The sequence below is a fragment of the Streptomyces pseudovenezuelae genome, from assembly GCF_001513955.1.
Lineage (GTDB): Bacteria > Actinomycetota > Actinomycetes > Streptomycetales > Streptomycetaceae > Streptomyces > Streptomyces pseudovenezuelae.
In genome coordinates this window covers 123,593-144,538 of the sequence record NZ_KQ948146.1, presented here as the reverse complement: position 1 = coordinate 144,538, position 20,946 = coordinate 123,593, and the positions used below count along the sequence as shown (strand labels likewise).

Genomic DNA, 20,946 nt, shown 5'->3' with positions numbered 1-20,946 from the left:
GGGCGCGGCACCGGCGTGCGCGGGGCCGGTCGGCTCGCTCGTCACGCGTTGAGCATCGCACATGCGTCAGGTGCCGATCGCGCTCTTGTGAACACGCATCCCACACACCGGTGACACCGGTGGTTGACGAAACCGGCCGGGCCCCCCGTTCGCGGCGGGTCAGTGGTCGGGCGGGGGGTACAGCCACCGTCGCAGCAGCCGGCTCAGCAGCGGCATCACCAGATAGGTGAGTACCGGCAGCAGCATCACCGGGAAGACCGCGGCCCGCAGCGGCAGCGGCCAGGCGGCGGTGCGGGGCGCCACCAGCCACTGGATCAGCAGTGTGCAGGGGAAGGCGCCGAGGAACGTGGTGAGCACCATCTTCCAGCGCACCGGGGGCCGCACCGTGGTGCCGGGCAGGCTGAACCAGGTCTCGAGCCCGGTCGTCGACTGCCGTTCGCTGCCGAGTTCCGTGGCGATGTCGTCGATCCGCGCGTGCCAGGCCGCCCGCTCGTCCGACTCCAGCCAGGCGGTCAGCCGGTGCGCGTCGGACCAGCGCAGCACCGCGTGGAAGCGGTGGCCGTCCTCGGGGCGCAGCCAGGAGACGCCCTCGTTGCCGGGGAACCGTCTGGCGCAGCGGGTGATCCCGAGCGTCCAGCGCTCGAACTCCTGCTCCCGGCCGGGGCGCACCTCCCAGGTGAGGACCGTGGTGACCGGATCGCCGCGTCGTACTTCGGTGGTGCTCATGGTCACCACGGGTCCCACGTAGGGCGTGGGTCATGCCCCGCCCGGGGGTCAGCGGCCGTGGTGGTGGCCGACCAGGGCCTCGGTGACCGCGCGGATGCTGCGGGCGATGTGCTGGAGCTGGAGTACCTCGGCCGCGTACAGCTTGATCGTGTGCTCGATGACCGACTCCGGCAGGCCGAGCGCCGGCAGATCCGCCCGGGCGGTCTGCAGCGCGGTGCGGGCGACCCGGATCTCGTGCTGGACCTGGATCTGCGCGTGCCGGGCGAGGAGGACGGTGTGCCGCATCAGGGCCGGATAACTCGCGTACCGCGCCGGCACCAGCTCGCGCAGCCACTTGGCCGCCGAGCGCTCCCAGTCGTAGCTGCCGGGGGTCTTGACCTGGCACGGCCAGTCCGGGCCGGGACGGGTCGAGGTGCGCGTGGTCGTCAGGGGCATGGTGATCGCTTCCGGGTGTGCGGCGTCGTGTGGGTGTTCCGACGGTTTGGGCGGCCCCGGCCTAGGGGATGACCGGGGCCGCCATGGGCTCGCGTGCAGGCGAGGCCCTACCGAACATCCCGGGCGCCGACGCGGGTAGGTGACGACGGCACGGGATGTCCGTGAAGGAGCCCTTTCGGGCGTCGTGGGGGTGGGTGACGGGGACAGGGGTGCGGACGGTCCCCGAGCGGTCCGGGGGTGATCCGTGAGAAGTATTTATATATGCCGTCCGCTTGGCAAGGAGTATGAAAACATTCATGCGCGATTTATTGCGGATGGTCCCGTTGTGAAGCCGTATGGCCGGGGTGGCGGGGGTCAGTCCCTGAGGAAGAACTGGTGCTGGTCGGAGATCTGCTCGTACTCCTCCAGCCGCGCCTGGGTCCGCTCGGGGTCGGCGTCGGTCATGGCCTGGAGCAGGGCGGCGGCGATCACGCCGGGCGCGGCGTAGGTGTCGAAGACCAGCCGGGACCCCGTGCCGGTGGAGAAGAGGACGTCGGCCTCGTCGGCCACGTGCCCGAGCGCCAGGTCCGTGACGAGGGCGATCTTCAGTCCGGCGCTGCGGGCGACCCGCAGGGCGGTGAGGGTCTCCTGGGCATGCCGGGGCATCGAGAACGCGAGCACCCAGGTGCCGCCCGCCTCGCGAGACTGGAGGAGGGCGTCGTAGGCGACGCTGCCCCCGCGCGTGACCAGCCGTACGTCGGGATGGATACGGCGTGCCGCGTAGGCGAAGTACTCGGCCAGGGACGCCGAGATGCGCAGGCCCAGAATGGTCAGCGGGGTCGACTCGGACAGCTTGCGGCCGAGTTCGATCATCTCGTCGGGGTCGGCGAAGTCGCGGCGGAGGTTCTCCAGGTTCTCGATCTCCGCGTCGACCGCGGCCTGGAGCTCGTTGCCGCGCGACTCGTCGTCGGCGACCGGTCCGCCGGCGAGCGTGCCGAGCGCGATGGCCTGGAGCTTCTCCCGCAGGGCGGGGTAGCCGCTGAAGCCCACGGCCGCGGCGAACCGCGTCACCGAGGGCTGGCTCACGCCCACCCGCTCCGCCAGATCGGTGATGGAGAGGAACGCCGCCTCGGTGATGTGCTCGATCAGGTACTGCGCGATGCGCCGCTGCCCGGGGGAGAGCCGGGGCCGGTCGAAGAGTGTCCTGAGCTGGGAGGCCGGGGCGGCCTCCGCCTCCGGTGCGGTCTTGCCCGAGGTGATCGCGGATGCCTGTGCGCGTGCCTGCTGCGGCGATGACACCGGGACGCCTCCTTTGTCTGCCACGGGGAGTCAACATAGCTCACACCCCCCGGTGACCAGCGCTTGTACGCAGGCGTCCGGCCACCTCCGATCGGGACGGGTACGCCGCGCCCGAACGGGCACCCGCCGCTGGGCAGGACCTTCGACGACATCTGAGGAGCAGCCCCGTATGACGGCCCCCGAGGAGAACCGGCGCAAGACCGGCACCACCGACGGCCTTTCGGCGCACCACCACGAGGAGGGCGAGGCCCCCGCCCCCGGTGGCAGCGGACGCACCCTGCGCGAGGCGTTCGAGGAAGCGCGGGTGGAACCCGACGACTTCGCCCAGGAATGACACCGCACGCGAAACCAGAGCTATCGGCAGGTGAGACGCAATGGGTGCGCTGAGCGCGCTGGAACAGGCAATGGAGCACGGGTGGGAGGCGCTGTGGGCGCGGGTCGTCGGCCGGGAGCCGGTCGAACTCCTCGACGCGCTGCGCCGTGAGTGCGACAGCAACGTGGTGGTGTGCAGCGAGAGCAGGGTGGTGGTCCCGAACGCGTACGACGTCGAGCTCGCCGACTTCGCCTACGACGAACTGGTGCGCCGGGGCAGCGATGTGGGCCAGGAACTGACGGACAGTCTGGCCCGCCACGGCGAGCGCCAGGGCTACGAGTGGGCGGGCCCGCTCACCGTGCACATCTCCAGGTCCGGCCAGGTGCCCAACGGCCGCTACCGCGTGACGAGCGGGGCGATGCCGCATGTGAGCGCCGAGGGGTTCCAGCAGGCGGTCCGCTGAGCGCGGCCGCCCCAGGCGCGCGGCGATGGTCATCGGCGGTAGATCGTGATCGAGTGGCCGACCTCGTCGACCGGACGGCTGCTGTCGATCAACTCGGCCAGCCGGCCCTTCGCCTTGGCGACCGACGAGTCCGACACCACCAGCAGTCCGCGCACGTCGGCCGCCGGTACCCCGCGCGGATCGGAGGCCTCGATGCCGTAGGCGGACGGCACTCCGCTGCCCTTGTAGACGAGCCAGATCCGCTCGCCCGGGTAACGCTCGCGCAGCCGGTCGGCGAGCCGGCCGAGGTCCTGGCCCCAGTCGACGTTGGAGTCGTGCAGCCGCAGATGGGTGCGGGCCGGTCCGCCGAACGCCTCGTTGGAGTACGGCAGATAGTAGGGAAAGGCCCGCACCGAGCTGACCGCGACGAACAGGACCAGCGCCCCGGTCGCGATCGCCGCCCAGCGCCGGCGCACCGCGAGGACACAGCCGGCGGCCACCGTCAGGAACAGGGGCAGGAAGAGCGCGTACCGGGTGCCGAAGTCGCGTGAGCCCGTCATGGCCGAGGCGAGCAGTACCCCGGCGGGCACCAGCAGATACGGCGCGGCGGGCCGCAGCCGCCGTACCGCCACCAGCACGACGGCACCCGCGGCCCACAGCGCGAGCAGGCCCAGCGGGGTCTTCACCAGGATGGCGGCGGGCAGGTAGTACCAGAGGTGCCCGGTGTAGACCCGCCCGAACAGGAAGCCCTCCCACGGGTAGTTCTCGAAATGGAACTGGATCCGCATCCCGTCCGCGTAGGCCTGCGGGAACGGCAGCAGGTCGACGAGGATCCCGCGCAGCCCGTGCACCACCGGTACCTGGTCCCGGGACGTCCACCGCAGCCGTGGATCGACGACGAGATACGACGCCCATACGACGGCGACGGCGACCAGGGTCAGGACCGCGGCCCCGGCGAGCACGCGCAGCAGCCGTCGGCGCGTCCCGTCACCGTGACACGCGGTCCACACCGAGAGGGCGGCCAGCCCCAGCAGGACCGGCACGGCCGGCAGCGCGCTCATCTTGGTCGCCAGGGCCGCCCCGAGAGCAAGGCCGGCGAGCGGCACGTACAGCCGTGGCCGTACGCGGGCCCGCCACAGCAGCCACACCGAGGTGAGCAGGAAACCCGCCATGGGCACGTCGAGCGTGGCCAGCGCGCCGTGGGCGACGACGTCGGGGGAGAAGGCGTACAGGGCGAGTGCCGTGAGGCCCGCCGCGCGTCCGGCGAGTTCCCGGGCGAAGGCGAACACGACCAGCCCGAACAGCAGCGTCAGCACGATCACCGGGAGCCGGGCCCAGAACATCAGCCGCCAGGGGTCGTTGCCCGACTCGTACAGCAGATGGGGGCCGAGGGCGATCTGGGGCCCGTCGAACGCCGTGTCCACGTGCGGGTCGGCGATCGCCACCCCGACGGCGATCACCAGTTTGCCGAGGGGCGGGTGCTCGGGGTTGTAGCGGATGCCCTGACCGTGGAGGTACTCGGCGGCCGTGGCCACGTAGACCGGTTCGTCGATCGTGGGCGTCTGCTGGACGGCGGTCGTCACCATGGCGGCCGCCATCTGCGCGAGCAGCACGACGACGAGGAGCGGCACCAGCCACCGCCGGACCGGTCGCGGCCGCCGCACCTCGTCGTCGTGGGCCCCGGACCCGGGGACCGGGGCCAGGACCGTCTGCTGCTCGTTCGCCATCATCCGCCCCGCGGTGGGACCGGCCGGGCGGTGGCGGGAGCGATCCGGAGCCACCTCATGAGGGCCACTCTCGCATCAGGCTCCCGCCCCGCGGGCGTCACCGCTTCAGGAGTCGTACCGACAGACCGTCCGTCGTGTAGACGGGTACGGCCCGCAGGCTGTCGGAGTTCAGTTCGACGCGGTCGAACTGGCCGCGCAGTCCGTGACAGCCGAGCACCCGGACCGTGTGTCCGGCCTTCGGCGGCCTGTGCGCGTCGAGCTGCAGCGAGAGCACGCTGCCGGCGCCCAGCACCGCGCGCCGGGTGACCTCCAGGACCGGCTCCTGGCCCGAGCGCAGGGTCAGCTCCAGCGCGCCGGACTCCTGGCTGTACGTGCCGTGGACCTGGAGCGAGGTGCTGCCCAGCGTCAGCTTGCCGCCCTGTACCCGCACGTCGCCGTGGCCGAGTGCGTGCGCCGAGCCGGCGACCAGCGCACCTTCCTTGAGCACGGTCCCGCCGGTGTAGCGGTTGTGTCCCGTCAGGGTGAGCGTGCCGCTGCCCTTCTTGGTCAGGCCGCCGCAGCCGTCGATGTCGTTGCGCCAGGCGTCGGCCGCGTGGAAGCCGCCCGCGGCCGCGTCCAGGGTGACGGTGACGTCGGAGTCGAAGGAGCCGTAACCGTCCGCCGCGGTGAACAGGTCGAGCCGGCCCCACTGCTCGAAGCCGTCCAGCAGGACATAGCCCGAGGGCAGCCCGGTGGTCCGCAGCACCTCACGGCGCTGTCCCGCGTCCAGGTAGGGCTGACGCGTCTCCAGCAGCACCTCGGCCCCCTTGGGCACGGTGAACGGCTCGTTGCCGCCCTCCCGGTGCAGTACGTAGGTCAGGCGGGGCTTGACGGAGCGGGCGTTGGCGTCCCGGTCCGCGTACGCGTCGGCGGTGTCCGAGTGGGCGTAGGCGAAGAGGGTGTCGGCCGTGGTGCCGGTCCGCTCGGTGAAGTACTGCAGCGCCTGGGCCCGCGCCGCGGCCTTGAGGTCGGCGTTCGCGGAGTCGGCCAGGGTGGCGGCGGCCAGCGCGGTGGCCATGATGCGGCCGCCCATGACGTCGACCGTCGAGTGCATGCCGGACATGATCCGGGTGTGGCTCAGCTCGAACGCGCGGGTCACCAGTTCCTGGAAGCGCTCGGGCACGGCGTACGCGAACGCGAGGCCCGCCAGGTGGAAGGCGTTGGTGTGGCCGCTGGGGAAGCCGCCGTCGTCCACCGGGGAGGTGTTGCGCTGGCGCAGCAGCTGGGGGGCGACGATCACCTCGGAGTCGTAGACCGGGAAGCCGAGCGCGTCCTTGGCGCCGGTGTCGACGACCTGGCTGTCCTCGTTCATGCGCCACGGGCGCGGGTACTGGAAGGCGTACTTGCCCGGGTTGCCGGAGGCGTACGGGCCGCGCACGGTGTCGACCAGCTTGGCCACCAGGCCGAGCGAGGAGTCGTAGGAGCCGGCGCCGAGCGCGGAGCCCGCGGGGGCGTCGGCCGGGACGGCGTCGCTGATCGTCGTCGCCGGGGTGGTGTCGGGCGCGCTGGTGATCGAGGTGACCGCCTTGGCGCCGGACCGGTAGAGGCCGGCGAGCGGGCCGAGGCCGCCGATCATGGCGTAGCTCTGGTGCTGGCGGTCGTAGAGGAAGGCGTCCTTGGCCTCCGCCTGGGTGCGCGCCTTGGTGACGCGGGCGCAGTAGCGCATGTTGGCGCGCAGGATCTCGGGCCGCAGCGGGGTGCCGGTGTTCCAGGCGGCGCCGGTCTTCCATATGCGGGCGAAGCCGCCGAGGGCGCGCACCACCGCGTTCGTCTCGGGCGTCAGGTTCGCCATGACGTTGGACTTGTAGTCGTCCACGAAGGCGAGCGCGGCGGTGGCGGCCTTGGCGTCCGCGGCGCCAAGCCAGGAGGCGAAGGTGGGCGCGGCCAGGACGCCGGCCGAGGCGCCCAGGGACGTCTTGAGGAATCCCCTTCGCCTCATGGCGCGTTCGGTGAGCGGCGCGGGGGAGTGCTGCCCGGCGGATGACGGCATGGAGTGGGCCTCTCTCTGGAGTTCTGCGGCCGTGCGGCCGGGGAGGTGGTGCGGACGCGACTCATGATGCGCCGGACGACGGGTGCGCCGAACGCGCTTTCTGAAGTCGTACGAGCGAAGATCTACGGGCGGGTCATGGCGGACCGGAGGAGACTCGGCGTCCGGCGGATGTCACAGAAGTGAACGGGCCATCGCCACCGCGCCGTCCACCGGAGGTGCCCGCAGGGGGCGCGGCCGTGCCGTCGGCACGCCGTCCGCGAGCGCCGACGCGAACGCGTCGTACAGCGACGGCTGGGCGAGGACGGTACTGCCCGCGACCACGACGTCGTCGACCACCACCCCGCGGGCGGCGAGCCGTTCGACGAGCGCGGCCAGGGCGCGGCCCGCCTCGGCGATCACGGTGCGGGCGAGCGGGGACCCGGCCTCGGCGGCGGCGAAGACGGCCGGGGCGTGCCGGCCCCAGTCGGCGGAGGCGGCCGTGGCGTGTTCCAGCGCGGCACCGAGCGCGGGTACGTCCGGGACGTCGAACCCGGACAGCAGACCGAGTGCCAGCGCGTCGGGCTCCTCGCCGCGGTCGTGCGCGCCCCAGACGGCCCGTACGGCCTCGCGGACCAGACCGGCGGCACCGCCCTCGTCGCCGAGGAGCGCGCCCCAGCCGCCGACCTGGACCGGTGTGCCGTCGGGGAACCGGCCCACGGCGACCGAGCCGGTGCCGGCGACCAGGCCGACCCCCTTGTCCAGTCCCGCCGCGGGGACCAGGAGTTCGGCGTCTCCCACGACCAGCGCGGGCGCGTCGAAGTGGAGTTGGAGGGCGGTGCGGATCTGCGCGCACTGGCGCGGGGTCTCGCAGGCGTGACCGCCGACGGCGAGGGAGGACGGGCGGGTGCCCGCCGGAAGCGCGTCGGCGGTCAGCGCGGCCAGCCAGCCGGCGGCGGCCACCGGGTCGTGGGGCCGCCAGCCGCTGCTGGAGCGGACGTGGTCGGCGACAAGGGTGTCGCCGACGAGGGCACGGAGCTGTGTCTTGGTGCCGCCCACGTCTATGCCGACAACCAGGGGTGCGGTGTCCTGCACGGAACCTCTTTCGTCGTTGCGCTGTGTGCTGCGACGGTGGGCGAACCGTGTCTGAGGGCAAGGCGGTTGAAGAACTAGCGAAGCCCCGGGACGGGCCTCTGACGGACCACGGCAGGCGAGTACCGTGACGTTCGTTAGGAAGTTAACTAACGAAGTACAGTGCGTGTCAATAGCCGTCGCGCGGTCGGCTTCCCGAGCCTTTCGCCCGGGGTCGGAACGTGCGACGCCGGAGCAACCCATCGCCGCCTCCCGCCGAGCCGCTCGGCTCTGGAGAGCGGCCTGTGACCTGGGGGTACTGTGGAATACGACGTGGTGAGAGCCCCCCGTCTGACCGAAAGCGCGAGCGCGGTCTTCGCCGTGCTTGCCCAGGCGGGCACCGCGACGCGGCCGCAGCTGGCGAGCCTCGCGCGGCTGTCCAAGCCGACGGTCTCCTCCGCCGTCGCCGAACTGGAGGGCGTGCACCTCGCCGCCCACTCGGGCACCTCCTCCGGCGCCACCGGCCGCAGCGCCGCCGTCTACCGCCTCGGCCCGGCCGCGGGCGCGGTGCTCGCCGTCGACCTCGGCCCCGCCCTCACCCGGGTCCGCGGCTGCGCCCTGGACGGCACCCTGCTCGCCGAGGCCACCGGCCCCCGGGAGGACGCCGCCGACGTCGTACGGGAGGCGCTCTCCGCGCTGCCCGCCGACGCTCCGCTGCGCACCATCGTGGTGGCCGTCGGTGACGTCACCGCGCCGCAGAAGATGCGCCCCGCCACCGCCAAGGCCGGCCCCGTCTTCGACGCGGTGGCCGTCGCGCTGCCGCCCGGCGTGCCCGTCCACCTGGAGAACAACGTCAACTGCGCCGCCCTCGCCGAGCTGCACGAGGGCGCGGCCCGCGGCCGTCACACCTTCGGCTACCTGCGGATCGGCGTCGGTATCGGTCTCGGCATCGTCGTGGGCGGCCAGGTGCTGGCCGGTGCCAACGGCGCCGCCGGAGAGCTCGCCAGACTGCCCTACCCCTGGGACGACGGCCTGGAGCCCCGCCACGAGGCCCTGGAGGAGTACATCGGGTCCCGGTCCCTGCTGCGCCGGGCCGGGGCGGCCTGGCCGGAATCCGACGGCGCACGCCCCCGCACGGCCGAGCAGCTCTTCGCCCTCGCCCAGCGGGGCAGCGACGCGGCCCGCGCGGTCGTCGACCGACATGCCGTGGACGTGGGCCGGCTGGCCGCCGCCGTGACCGCCGTCCTGGACCCGGGACTGCTCGTGCTGGGCGGCAGCACGGGCTCGTTTCCGCAGCTCCTGCCCGGTGTGCGGGCCGAGCTGGAGCGACTGAGCTGGCCCACCGAGGTGGTCAGCAGTCAGGTGGGCGATCTCGGCACCGTCGTGGGCGCCGCCCGCCTCGCGGTCGCCCGAGGAGTCCAAACCGTGACCGAGGCGGCGCGGAAGAAGGATTGACGGTTTCGGACTCGGTCTGCCAATGTCCGGACAAGCGCTTTCTAAGTCGGCCGGGACGCCGGCTTGGGCGAGCGTCCCGCCCGTACTCGACGTACGGCAACCGCACGAGGGCGTGCCCGTGCGGTGGCGGCCACAGCGGCCGGGGACCCTTGTCCGTCAGGATGACGCGGCCGGGCGAGGCCGCGCCCTCGGAAAGCAAACCTCCTGCAAACTGCACCAGTGCCGCCTCCGTCGGCGCCGTGCTCCGTCCCCTACGACGAAAAAAAGGGATCGAAGATGACCACTGTGGGTGTGCGGCGCTCTCGCCGACTCGGCCGCGGCGGCACGCGCCGCCTGGTTTCCCTCGCTGCCGCTCTCACGGCAGGTGCCCTGACGCTCACCGCCTGTGGCGGGGACTCCGGCTCCGGCGGCACTTCCAAGTCGCTGACGTTCTGGATCTCCACGGTTCCGGGGCAGGACGCGGGCTGGAAGAAGATGGTGGCGCAGTACAAGAAGGAAACCGGCGTCAACCTCAAGCTCGTCAACATTCCCTACGACGGCTACACCACGAAGCTGCACAACGCCGCGCAGGCGAACTCCCTGCCCGACGTGGCGGCCGTGCCGGCGCTGGACCCGATCTGGTCGAGCAAGCTGATCGACCTCAGCTCCATCGCCAACAAGAAGAGCAACAACATCAACCAGAACTTCCTCGCGAAGGACTCGTCCGGGAAGGTGCTGTCCATCCCCTCGGACGTCACCGCGTCCGGCCTGTTCATCAACAAGTCGCTGTTCGAGAAGGCGGGCGTCTCCTTCCCGACCGAGCCGTCGAAGACCTGGACCTGGACCGACTTCATCGCCGCGGCCAACAAGGTCCGCGAGAAGACCGGCGCCAAGTACTCCCTGACCTTCGACCAGTCGCCCTCGCGGCTGCGCGCCATGGTGTACGAGATGGGCGGCAAGTACGTCCACGCCGACGACTCCGGCAAGTTCTCGGTGGACGCGGCGACCAAGAAGGCCGTGAACACCTTCGTCGGATGGAACGACGACAAGACCATGCCGAAGTCGGTGTGGACCAGCGGCGCCGACCCGTCCGCCATGTTCCAGAGCGGTGACGTGGTCGCCTACTGGTCCGGCGTGTGGCAGGTCGCCTCCTTCGCGGACAGCATCAAGAAGTTCGAGTGGGCCAGCGTCCCGACCCCCGCCCAGCCGGTGCAGGCCAGTGACGTCAACAGCGGCGGCATGGTGGTCGGCTTCAACAACAACGGCGACGCGTCCAAGGCCGCGACGAAGTTCCTGTCCTGGCTGTACGAGCCGGCCCACTACAAGGCCCTGTGCGAGGCGTCCGGCTTCCTGCCGGTCGAGAGCGGTCTGAACCCGACGTACCCCTTCAAGTCCGATGCGGCGCAGGCGGCGTTCAAGCTCTACAACGAGGAGATCCCGCTCTACGCCCCGATCTCCGGCTACTTCAACAGCGCGCAGACGAACTGGGTGCTGAAGGGCAAGAGCATCACCGAGGACCCGACCAAGACGGAGCTCGGCAAGGCGATCAACGGCCAGCAGTCGGCCGACAAGGCCCTGCAGAACATCGTGGACGGCTACAACCAGCAGGTCGGCGGCTGATCACAGGCCACCAGCGCCCGGGCGGCGGTGTCCCGACCCCGCCGCCCGGCCCGGCCGCCCACGTGTCGCAGGGCTCACGGCCCGAGCCCACCGCAATCCCCTTCCACCAGCACGGAGTCAGGAAGATGACAAAACGCGCCTCGGACGTGTCTGTGAGCCCGCCGAGTCCGCCCAGGAGACGCAGTAAGTACACCCTTGCGCCGCTCGTCCTCATCGCGGCCAACGTCGTGCTCTTCGCGCTGTTCTTCGTCTGGCCGGCGGTGATCGGGCTCATCTACTCCTTCACGAACTACACGGGCGTGGGGGTGTTCCAGTGGGTCGGGCTGGACAACTACCAGAACCTGTTCGGGGACTCCACGTTCTACGACGCGCTGACCCGGACGCTGCTGTACACCGTCCTCTTCGTCCCGCTGAACTTCGTGGTCTCCCTGCTCGCCGCCAACCTGGTGGTGAGCAAGCACGCCAAGGGCGGGTCGGTCGCCCGTGTCCTCTTCTTCATCCCGTGGCTGCTGTCGCCCATCGTCGTGGGTGTCCTGTGGCGGTGGATGTTCGGCGAGAACTTCGGCCTGGTGAACTACATCATCGAGAAGTTCGGCGGGGACGCCGTTCCGTGGCAGTCCAACGCGGACCTCTCGTTGCTCGTGGTGGTGATGGCGGCGGCCTGGGCCTGGACCGGTTTCACCATGCTGCTGTTCATCGCGGCGATCAAGAACGTGCCGGTGTCGTACTACGAGGCCGCCTCGCTCGACGGCGCCGGCCCCTGGCGCCAGTTCTTCAGCATCACGCTGCCGAGCATCGCGCCCACCTCGTTCATCGTGATCCTGCTCAACACGATCAACTCGATGAAGGAGTACCCGGTGTTCGTCGCCCTCAACAACGGCGGACCCGGCACCTCGAACAACCTGCTCGTCCAGTACATCTACGAGACCGGCTTCAAACGGGGCCAGATCGGCTACGCGAGCGCCGCGTCCTTCGTGCTCATGCTCATCCTGATGGCCGTCGCGGTCGTCCAGCTGATCGTCAACCGGCGGGTGGAGAACCGATGACAACCACAGACATCCCGCGCCCGGCCGACGTCGGCTCCGGACGGCGAGTCCCCGGGAAGCGTCCCCGCAAGACGGCCAGTGGTGGGCTCCGGCAGGCGGTGTCCGCGACGACACTGCTGTGGATCATGGCGTGCCTGTACGGCTTCCCGGTGCTGTGGTTCGTCCTCAGCTCCTTCAAGCCGGCCAGCGACCTGTTCTCCTATCCGCTGACGCTGGTCCCGCACAACCCCACCCTGTCCGGGTTCAGAGCGGCGTGGGACAGCGCCAACTTCTCCCAGTACTTCATCAACACGGCCCTCGTGTGTGTGATCACGACGATCCTCACGGTGGGGGTCAGCTGCTGCACCGGATACGCGCTGGCCAAGTACGACAACAGATGGCTCAAGGCGTTCTTCATCTGCATCCTGGCCACCACGATGCTGCCGGGCGAGGTCATGCTCGCCCCGGAGTTCCTGGTGGTCCGCAACCTCGGCCTCTACAACTCGTTCGCCGGCATCATCCTCCCGGCCGTGCTCACGGCGACCGGCTGCTTCATGTTCCGCCAGTTCTTCCTGACGGTCCCCGACGAACTCGTGGAAGCCGCGCGCATCGACGGCGCCAAGGAGCTGTCGATCTTCCTGCGGATCATGGTGCCGCTCTCCCGGCCCATCATGCTGACCCTCGCCATCCTGTCCTTCCAGTGGCGCTGGAACGACTACATCTGGCCGCTGCTGATGCTGAACGACCCCAACAAGTTCACCGTCCAGATCGGCATCCAGAGCATCGTCGGCGCGCAGAACATCAACTGGTCGGTCCTGCTGGGCGCGTCGGTCATCTCGATGATCCCGCTGATCGCGATCTTCCTGGTCTTCCAGAAGTACGTCATGGGTGCCGACATCAACGCCGGACTGAAGGACTGACCTTGCCGTTCCCGCTCGACCACGAGTTCGTCCGCGCGGCAGCGCTCGCAGCCGACGGGTCGGCCGACCCGTCGGCGGAGTTCATCGAGCCGCACCGCGCCCTGGCCCGGCGGGTGAAGACCCTGGTCGCGGCGTACCGCTCGCCGGAGTCGGCCCTGCACGGCAGCGAGCGGGCCGTCGCCGGCGCGCTGACCCACCTGCGTGCCCTGCGGTCCGTGCAGACGCCCTCCGGCCTCTTCGCGGGCGGCGACAACGTCCAGTCGCCGCCGGACTCCGCGTTCACCGTCAACGACGTGTGCGACGCGCACGTCCTGGCGGCGGCCGCGGGGCCCGAACTCGCCGACGTCACGGCCGCGCTCGCCGAGATCGCCGGCGCCGCCACCGCGAGCCTCCTGACCGGTGGGGTGCACACCCCCAACCACCGCTGGGAGCTGTCCGCGGCGCTGGCCCGGCTGCACCGCTCGTTCCCCGACCACCGGCTGCTCGCCCGCGCCGAGGAGTGGCTCGCCGAGGGCGTCGACATCGACGCCGACGGCCTGTACTCGGAACGCAGCGCCGTCTACGCGTCCATCGTGACCAACCCGGCGCTGCTGCTGCTGGCCGAGGTGCTCGGGCGTCCCGAGCTGGTGGACGCCGTCGAACGCAACCTCACCGCGACCCTGGACCTGATCAGGCCGGACGGCACGGTGGAGACCGTCCACTCGCGCCGCCAGGACCAGAGGCAGTCGTTCGCGCTGTGGCCCTACCTGCCGCACTACCGGCTGCTCGCGATCCGCACCGGCCGGGGCGACTTCGCCCGCGCGGCCCGTCTGGCGGCCGCCGACGGCATCCACGATCCCGACCTGCTCGCCCAGACCCTCCTCACCCCGGATCTGGCACGCGCCCTGCCCGCTCCGGACCCGGAGGAACTCCCGCGCGACCGGTACCTCCCCACCGCACGCCTCGCCGCCCACGTCTCGGAGACCGCGCACACCGTCGTGTACGGCGGTTCAGACGTGCCCGAGCACCGGCGCATCCGCTCGGGCCTGGCCTGCAACCCCACCTTCCTGCGCCTGTTCGCCGGTGCCGCGGTCCTCGACGCGGTCCGGCTCTCCCGCGGCTTCTTCGACCTGGGCCCGTTCCGCGCCGCCGAGACGGAACGGCTCGCCGACCACCGGTACCGGCTCACCCAGACCCTCACCAGCGCCTACTACCAGCCGCTCCCGAAGGACCGCAGGCGCGACGACGGCACCTACCGTCTGGTGGACGAGGGCCGTTTCTCCGCGGCGATGGACTTCCCCAACCGCCCCCAGGACGAGGTCTCCCACACCACGCGGGTCGAGGTCGACCTGCGGGACGACGGGGCCGACCTGCGGATCGACATCAGCGGCCCGTCGGTGCCGTGGTCCCTCGAACTGACCTTCCGGCCGGGCGGCGAGCCGCAGGGCGCCGTACCGCTCGGCGACGGACGCTGGTGCATGACGACCGAGCCCCTGACCTACCGCGTCGGCGACGACGAGATCCGGGTCGAGGCCGTCGTCGAGACGGGCGAACCGCTCGTCGGCCCGGACCGGAGCGAGGTGCTGCGCTACGACCCCGGGCAGGACTACACCGTGGCCGGCGGCACCGACGCGACGACCGGGAACCGCGTCCACCTCGGCGGGCACGGACCGCAGACACTGACTCTCACACTGCGTGCCGGCTCCCCGGCATGAAGGGCTGATCTCCTTGCACCTCCCACGCCAGCTCGCGCCGCTGCACGACCTGCCGGACAGCCCGGAGGCGTACGACGCCGTCCTCGCCGACGTCACCGAGCAGGCCCTCGCGCGCCTCACGCCCGAGGGCAACCTCGAACACCCCGACTGCGTCGACGACATCGGGGACACCTCGCTCGGCATCACCTCCCTGCTCGCGTTCGCCTGGCAGCGCGGCAAGGACCCGAGACTGCCGGAGGCGGTCGCCCGCAGCCTCGCCTTCCATCTGCGCGAGCGGGTCCACCGGGACGACAATCCCGGCTACCCGAACCTGAAGCTGCGCAACTCCGGTCTGCCGTACGCCCGTTACACCCTGGCGGCGGGCGCGCACCCCATCGGCGACTGGCCGAGCACGGTGTGGGCGCTGCTCCAGGCGGTCAACGTGCTGGACGCGGCGGACGGGCTCGTCGACGACGGCCCGCGGGCCGAACTCCTCGACGTGGCCCGCGGATACTGGCGCTGGCTGACCGAGGCGACCTTCTTCAACCCGCAGGAGGCGGGCAACCAGGCGATCGGCTGTGTGGTCGGCGGCCTGATGCTGGCCGCCCATCTGCCGGGCCCGGAGGCGGAGTCGGTGCGCGCGCGGGCCCTGCGCCTGTACCGCGACGAGATCCGCGCCCACCGCGTCGTGGACCGCGGCGCGGCCCTGCCCCCCGAGCACGGCGGCGCCTACGACAACAACTACGGCCCGATCTCCCTGTCCTTCCTCGCCCAGGCCCACCGGGTCAGCGGCGAGGAGATCTTCGCCGAGGACGGCGACACCCTGGCCCGCTACCTCGACGCCCGCCTGACCAACGGCGGCTTCGACAACGGCGGTCCGCGCTACAGCGAGCAGCACTCCGCCTTCGAGTCGGTCCTCGGCCTGCGCTACTTCGGCGCCCGTGTCGGCGCCGACCTCGGCCGCTACCGGGGCGACAGCCGCTGGGCCCGGCACGCGGTCAAGGAGGACGGCGGGGTGGACGGCCACTTCGCCTGGATGCTGGTCTGGCAGATCCAGGACACCACACGCTGGCACCGGGAGCCGTCCACCACGACCGCCCGCCACCAACTGCGCGCGGGCACGGTCTCGGTGGCCTTCGACTCCGCGATGACCCCGGCGCTCGTCGAGGCCGCGGGCACCTACTACCTGCCCGCCGCCGTCAACCGCCAGCACGGCTTCGGCCCGGTCGTCGACGGCTTCCTGTTGTGCCGTCCCATGGGCGAGGTCCGGGTCCGTGACGTGCGCACCGACGGCCTCGCGGCCAAGCTGGTCACCAAGCCGGTCGTCGGCCGCGACCATGTGCTGCGCCATCTGCAGTCCCTGTACGTCACGGACGGCACCAGCCTGTGGACCACGGTCACCGTGGAACGCCTCCCCGGCACCCCCTACCTCCTGGCCGGGCTGCCGTACGCCGAGGACGACGGCGACCGGGTGCGCCGCACGGCCGAGGGCGAGGTGACCTCCGTGGGCGCGCTGCGGCTGACGCACCCCGCGGCGGAGGGCACCGACCACTTCGACGCCCGCTCGGAGGCGACCCAGGAGCAGGCCGCCTTCGCGCTGGCCGCCGACCCCCGCGGCTACGGCAACCCCGACGAGGGCTGGCGCCACCTGGTCAGCTCCACGGCCCTGGAGGCCGGCCCCGTCCCGGACACCCCGCACGACCTGCACGCCTTCGCCGTGCGCTACGGCCCCGGCGCGGTCCTGACGGCGGCCTTCGCACGCGACGGGGCCGGACTGACGGTACGCACCGAGGCGTTCACGGCGTGGATCGGCGACCCGGCGGGCGACGCCCACGGCGAGCCGGAACTGACGCTGTCCGCCTGCTGACACCCGGGGGAGGGGGCGCCCCCTCCCTCACACGTCCACGCGCGGCAGGGCCGACACCGGCACCACGAGGTCGGCCCGGTCCCGGGTCGCCGCCACCAGCTCCGCGTTGCGCTGGTCCGAGCGCCGCACCCACGCCACCGCCTCCTCGTGGGTCTTGCCGAACTCCTCGTGCCGGGCGACCAGCCGGCGCACCCGCTCGTCCTCGTCCGGCGCGCAGAACCACACCTCGTCCAGGGCCGGCCGGACGCGCCTCCAGGCCCCGGTGTCGAGCAGCAGGTAGTTCCCCTCGGTGACGACCAGACGGGCCGTCGGCGGCACCGGGATCGCCCCGGCGATCGGCTGCTCCAGGACCCGCTCGAAGCCCGGCGCGTACACGGTGTCCCCGTCCGTCTCCTCGCGCAGCCGCCGCAGCAGCGCCGCGTACCCCGCCGCGTCGAAGGTCTCGGGCGCCCCCTTGCGGTCGCGCAGCCCGAGCCGGTCCAGCTCCACGTCCGCCAGATGGAAGCCGTCCATCGGGACGTGCGCCACCCAGGGGTCCCCGGAGCCGTTGAGCGCCCGCACCAAGTGCTCGGCCAGGGTCGTCTTGCCCGCGCCGGGGGAGCCGGCGACACCGAGAACGGCCCGCCCTCCGGGCTCGGCGAGGGAACGCGCGCGGGTCACGAGGTCGTCGAAGGTCAGCGGCACACGCCGAGTGTGTCATTCGAGGACTTCAGGCCGGCGAGGCACCCTGGAGAGCGGAAGGGGGAGAAAGGAGCCCGGTCGTGCCCCAGTACTCCGACGAGTCCGACGCCTCGGACACCTCCGGCACGGGCGACGACGAGGCGCAGATCCGCGCCCTCATCACCGGCTGGGCCGCGGCCGTGCACCGCGGCGACCTCGCGGGCGTGATCGCCGACCACGCCCAGGACCTCGTGATGTTCGACGTGCCGCCGCCCCACCACGGCATCCGGGGCCTCGCCGCCTACCGCGCGGCCTGGCCCCCGTTCTTCGCGTGGCAGGCCCAGGGCGCCTGCTTCGACATCGAGTCCCTCCACATCACCGCCGGGACCGACGTCGCCTACGCACACGCCCTGGTGCGCTGTGCCACCCCGGAGGAACTCGCCGCCCACCCCGGTTTCCGGCTCAGGCTCACCTTCGGCCTGCGCAAGGAGCGCGGCCGCTGGCTGGTGGCCCACGAGCACCACTCCTTCCCGCACGACTGAATCCGTCTGTTGACACCGCGCCTCGCAGGGAACGGGTTGTGTATGACGGAGCTCGGTCTGCCAGAAGAGATCAAGGCCTGCCTGTTCGACCTCGACGGGGTCGTCACCAGGACGGCCGTCGTACACGCGGCCGCGTGGAAGGAGATGTTCGACGCGTTCCTGCGTGAACGCGAGGGCGAACACTTCCGGCCTTTCGACGACCACGACTACGACGAGTACGTCGACGGCCTGCCGCGGGCCGACGGTGTGCGCACCTTCCTCGCCTCCCGCGGCATCGGACTGCCGGACGGGAAGCCGGAGGACCCCCCGGGCGCGGAGACGGTCCACGGCCTCGGCAACCGCAAGAACGCTCTCGTGCTGGAGAAGATCCGCACGGACGGCGTCGAGGCCTACGACGACACCCTGACCTACATCCGCGCGGCCCGCGCCCAGGGGCTGCGCACCGCGATCGTCTCCTCCAGCGCCAACTGCCGTGACGTACTGCGCGCGATCGACGCCGAGGACCTCTTCGACGTACGCATCGACGGCGTGGTCGCGGCGGAGCGCAAGCTGCCCGGCAAGCCCCACCCCGACACCTTCCTCGCCGCCGCCCACGACCTGGGCCTGGACGCCCCCCGCTCCGCCGTCTTCGAGGACGCCCTCGCCGGCATGGACGCCGGCCGCGCGGGAGGCTTCGGGTTCGTCGTCGGCCTCGACCGCGTCGGACAGGCCGACGCCCTGTACGAGCACGGCGCGGACATCGTCGTGAAGGGCCTCGCCGAGCTGGGAGGGGAGGCGTGATCACCCACCGCTCCTACACCGTCGAGCCCTGGGCCGTCCGCGAGACCTCTCTCAACCTCGATGTCCTGGCCCAGAGCGAGTCCGTGTTCGCCCTGTCCAACGGCCATGTCGGCTGGCGCGGCAACCTCGACGAGGGCGAGCCGCACGGCCTGCCCGGCTCCTACCTCAACGGCGTCCACGAACTGCACCCGCTGCCGTACGCCGAGGCCGGTTACGGCTATCCGGAGTCCGGTCAGACCGTCATCGACGTCACCAACGGCAAGATCGTGCGGCTCCTCGTCGACGACGAGCCCTTCGACCTGCGCTACGGCCGTCTGGTGGCCCACGAACGCTGCCTCGACCTGCGCCGGGGCGTCCTGGAGCGGTCCTGCGAGTGGATCTCGCCGGCCGGCTCGCGGATAAGGGTGCGCTCGACCCGGCTCGTCTCGCTCGCCCAGCGGGCCGTCGCCGCGGTGGCCTACGAGGTGGAGCCCGTCGACAGCCGCACCCGTGTGGTGATCCAGTCCGAACTCGTCACCAACGAGAGTCTGCCCGGGGCGAACGGCGACCCGCGCGCCTCCAAGGTCCTGAAGTCCCCGCTGGAGCACGAGGAGGGCTTCGCCGACGGCACCCGGCTGCGGCTGGTGCACCGCACCCGGCACAGCGGACTGCGGGTCGCCGTGGCCGCCGACCACGTGATCGAGGGGCCCGAACGCACCACCACGAGCAGCGAGGAGACGGTGGACCTGGCCCGGCTGACCGTCACCTCCGTCCTGGAGCCGGGGCAGCGGCTGCGGGTGGAGAAACTGGTCGCGCACGGCTGGTCCGGCACCCGCTCCCGGCCCGCGATGAGCGACCAGGTCGACGCGGCCCTGGCGGCCGCCGCCCACAGCGGCTGGGACGGACTCCTGGACGAACAGCGCGGCTATCTCGACGACTTCTGGGCCCGCGCCGACGTCGAGGTCGACGGCGACGAGGAGATCCAGCAGGCCGTCCGCTTCGCCCTCTTCCACGTCCTCCAGGCGGGCGCCCGTGCGGAGCAACGGGCCATTCCCGCCAAGGGACTGACCGGTTCCGGATATGACGGGCACGCCTTCTGGGACACCGAGACCTTCGTGCTGCCCCTGCTCACCTACACCGAGCCGCGTGCCGTGGCCGAGGCCCTGCGCTGGCGGCAGACGACACTGCCCGCCGCCCGAGAGCGCGCCGTGCAACTCGGTCTGAACGGCGCCGCGTTCCCGTGGCGAACCATCGAGGGCTCGGAGGGCTCGGCGTACTGGCCCGCCGGCACCGCCGCCTTCCACGTCAACGCCGCCGTCGCGGACGCCGTGGTGCGCTACACCGAGGCCACCGGCGACACGGACTTCGAACGGGACACCGGCGTCGAACTCCTCGTGGAGACGGCCCGGTTGTGGCGCTCGCTGGGCCACCACGACCATCACGGCGTCTTCCACATCGACGGTGTCACCGGCCCCGACGAGTACAGCGCGGTCGCCGACGACAACACGTACACCAACCTCATGGCCCGCGCGAACCTCCTCGCGGCCGCCGACGTCTGCGCCCGGCATCCGCAGCGGGCCGCAGCGCTCGGCGTCGACGACGAGGAGAGCGCCGCCTGGCGGGACGCCGCCGAGGCCGTGCACATCCCGTACAACGACGACCTCGGCGTGCACGAGCAGCACGCGGGCTTCACCCGCTACCAGCAGTGGGACTTCGCCGGCACCCGCGCCGACCAGTACCCGCTGATGCTGCACTTCCCCTACTTCGACATCTACCGCAAGCAGGTCGTCAAGCAGGCTGACCTGGTGCTGGCGATGTACCTGTGCAGCGGCTGGTTCGAGGAGTTCCACGACGACGAGCAGATCGCCCGCAACTTCGCCTACTACGAGCCCCTGACCGTACGCGACTCCTCCCTGTCGGCCTGCGTCCAGGCGGTCGTCGCCGCCCGCGCGGGACACCTGAACCTCGCCTACGCCTACACGGCCGAGGCGGCGTTGATGGACCTCGCCGACCTGGAGAACAACACCCGCGACGGCCTGCACATCGCCTCCCTCGCCGGCACCTGGACGGCCCTCGTCGCCGGGTTCGGCGGTCTGCGCCGCGACGGTGAGTCCCTGCGGTTCGCACCCCGCCTGCCCGAGCGGTTCAGCCGCCTCGCCTTCAACCTGCAGCTCATGGGCCGCTGCCTGCGGGTCGAGATCGGCCCGGACAAGGCGACGTACACCCTGATGGCGGGCGCTCCCCTGACGATCCGCCATCACGGCACGCCGCTCACCGTGAACGGGGACGGGCCCGTCGTCCGCCCCGTCCCGGCACCGAGGGACCGCCCGGCCCCGAGCCAGCCCCCGCACCGCGCCCCGCACGCCCGCTGACCCCGACGGGCGAGCCGGACAGGCACCGCTTGGCCGAACTCCGCCCTGCACCCCCTGCTGCCGCGGGTTACCTTGTC

Annotated in this window: 18 protein-coding genes; 11 read left to right on the top strand and 7 right to left on the bottom strand. The window is 71.7% G+C overall.

The features are described from left to right. Positions 1 to 159 precede the first annotated feature (159 nt). The 3 genes from AQI94_RS12805 to AQI94_RS12795 form a co-directional block, all read right to left on the bottom strand. Positions 160 to 726, bottom strand: a complete 567-nt coding sequence (locus AQI94_RS12805; protein WP_031039024.1) for an antibiotic biosynthesis monooxygenase — start codon at positions 724 to 726, stop codon at positions 160 to 162. A 48-nt stretch (positions 727 to 774) separates the two neighbouring features. Further along, positions 775 to 1,161 (bottom strand): hypothetical protein, encoded by a 387-nt coding sequence (locus tag AQI94_RS12800; protein ID WP_031039026.1) that lies wholly within the window; start codon positions 1,159 to 1,161, stop codon positions 775 to 777. 354 nt (positions 1,162 to 1,515) lie between these two features. After that, positions 1,516 to 2,439 carry a MurR/RpiR family transcriptional regulator gene (locus tag AQI94_RS12795; protein WP_031039029.1) on the bottom strand — a complete coding sequence of 308 codons (924 nt, stop codon included), beginning with the start codon at positions 2,437 to 2,439 and terminating at the stop codon, positions 1,516 to 1,518. Between the two features lie 169 nt (positions 2,440 to 2,608). On the opposite strand from AQI94_RS12795, the gene AQI94_RS45015 reads away from it, so the two are divergent. Continuing rightward, a complete protein-coding gene (locus AQI94_RS45015; protein WP_167364498.1) occupies positions 2,609 to 2,773 on the top strand; it encodes a hypothetical protein in 165 nt (54 codons plus the stop codon). Positions 2,774 to 2,813: 40 nt separating this feature from the next. After that, positions 2,814 to 3,215 carry a DUF3662 domain-containing protein gene (locus AQI94_RS12790; RefSeq protein WP_031039032.1) on the top strand — a complete coding sequence of 134 codons (402 nt, stop codon included), beginning with the start codon at positions 2,814 to 2,816 and terminating at the stop codon, positions 3,213 to 3,215. A 29-nt stretch (positions 3,216 to 3,244) separates the two neighbouring features. Here AQI94_RS12790 and AQI94_RS12785 read toward each other — a convergent pair whose 3' ends face one another. From AQI94_RS12785 to AQI94_RS12775, 3 genes are all read right to left on the bottom strand, one after another. Next, positions 3,245 to 4,924, bottom strand: coding sequence for an ArnT family glycosyltransferase (locus tag AQI94_RS12785; RefSeq protein ID WP_167364497.1), 1,680 nt, complete (start codon positions 4,922 to 4,924; stop codon positions 3,245 to 3,247). A gap of 94 nt (positions 4,925 to 5,018) precedes the next feature. Further along, positions 5,019 to 6,950 (bottom strand): phosphatase PAP2 family protein, encoded by a 1,932-nt coding sequence (locus AQI94_RS12780; RefSeq protein WP_031039041.1) that lies wholly within the window; start codon positions 6,948 to 6,950, stop codon positions 5,019 to 5,021. A gap of 171 nt (positions 6,951 to 7,121) precedes the next feature. Further along, positions 7,122 to 8,021: an N-acetylglucosamine kinase gene (locus AQI94_RS12775; RefSeq protein WP_062229729.1), complete on the bottom strand. Its 900-nt coding sequence runs from the start codon at positions 8,019 to 8,021 to the stop codon at positions 7,122 to 7,124. 309 nt (positions 8,022 to 8,330) lie between these two features. Here AQI94_RS12775 and AQI94_RS12770 point away from each other — a divergent pair, with 309 nt between their 5' ends. From AQI94_RS12770 to AQI94_RS12745, 6 genes are all read left to right on the top strand, one after another. After that, positions 8,331 to 9,452, top strand: coding sequence for an ROK family protein (locus AQI94_RS12770; protein ID WP_225890182.1), 1,122 nt, complete (start codon positions 8,331 to 8,333; stop codon positions 9,450 to 9,452). Positions 9,453 to 9,728: 276 nt separating this feature from the next. Continuing rightward, positions 9,729 to 11,051, top strand: a complete 1,323-nt coding sequence (locus AQI94_RS12765; protein WP_031042402.1) for an extracellular solute-binding protein — start codon at positions 9,729 to 9,731, stop codon at positions 11,049 to 11,051. A 125-nt stretch (positions 11,052 to 11,176) separates the two neighbouring features. Further along, entirely contained in the window at positions 11,177 to 12,097 is a 921-nt protein-coding gene (locus tag AQI94_RS12760) for a carbohydrate ABC transporter permease (RefSeq protein WP_031042401.1), read from the top strand. Beyond that, positions 12,094 to 12,996, top strand: a complete 903-nt coding sequence (locus AQI94_RS12755; protein WP_031042399.1) for a carbohydrate ABC transporter permease — start codon at positions 12,094 to 12,096, stop codon at positions 12,994 to 12,996. The genes AQI94_RS12760 and AQI94_RS12755 overlap by 4 nt, the downstream gene beginning before the upstream one ends. A 2-nt stretch (positions 12,997 to 12,998) precedes the next feature. Next, positions 12,999 to 14,690, top strand: coding sequence for a hypothetical protein (locus AQI94_RS12750; RefSeq protein ID WP_031042394.1), 1,692 nt, complete (start codon positions 12,999 to 13,001; stop codon positions 14,688 to 14,690). A 13-nt stretch (positions 14,691 to 14,703) separates the two neighbouring features. Further along, on the top strand, positions 14,704 to 16,536 hold the full coding sequence (locus AQI94_RS12745) for a hypothetical protein (protein ID WP_031042391.1): 1,833 nt from the start codon (positions 14,704 to 14,706) through the stop codon (positions 16,534 to 16,536). A 27-nt stretch (positions 16,537 to 16,563) separates the two neighbouring features. Here AQI94_RS12745 and AQI94_RS12740 read toward each other — a convergent pair whose 3' ends face one another. Then, positions 16,564 to 17,220 (bottom strand): nucleoside/nucleotide kinase family protein, encoded by a 657-nt coding sequence (locus AQI94_RS12740; RefSeq protein ID WP_031042387.1) that lies wholly within the window; start codon positions 17,218 to 17,220, stop codon positions 16,564 to 16,566. Between the two features lie 77 nt (positions 17,221 to 17,297). Between AQI94_RS12740 and AQI94_RS12735 the strand changes: the two genes are divergently transcribed. Genes AQI94_RS12735 through AQI94_RS12725 form a run of 3 tightly spaced genes read left to right on the top strand, consistent with a single transcriptional unit; the run spans position 17,298 to position 20,869 of the window. Beyond that, a complete protein-coding gene (locus AQI94_RS12735; RefSeq protein ID WP_051832042.1) occupies positions 17,298 to 17,738 on the top strand; it encodes a YybH family protein in 441 nt (146 codons plus the stop codon). Positions 17,739 to 17,780: 42 nt separating this feature from the next. Next, positions 17,781 to 18,518 (top strand): beta-phosphoglucomutase family hydrolase, encoded by a 738-nt coding sequence (locus AQI94_RS12730; protein WP_031042373.1) that lies wholly within the window; start codon positions 17,781 to 17,783, stop codon positions 18,516 to 18,518. Further along, entirely contained in the window at positions 18,515 to 20,869 is a 2,355-nt protein-coding gene (locus AQI94_RS12725; protein ID WP_031042370.1) for a glycoside hydrolase family 65 protein, read from the top strand. Before AQI94_RS12730 ends, AQI94_RS12725 begins: the two co-directional genes overlap by 4 nt. The last annotated feature ends 77 nt before the right edge of the window (positions 20,870 to 20,946 follow it).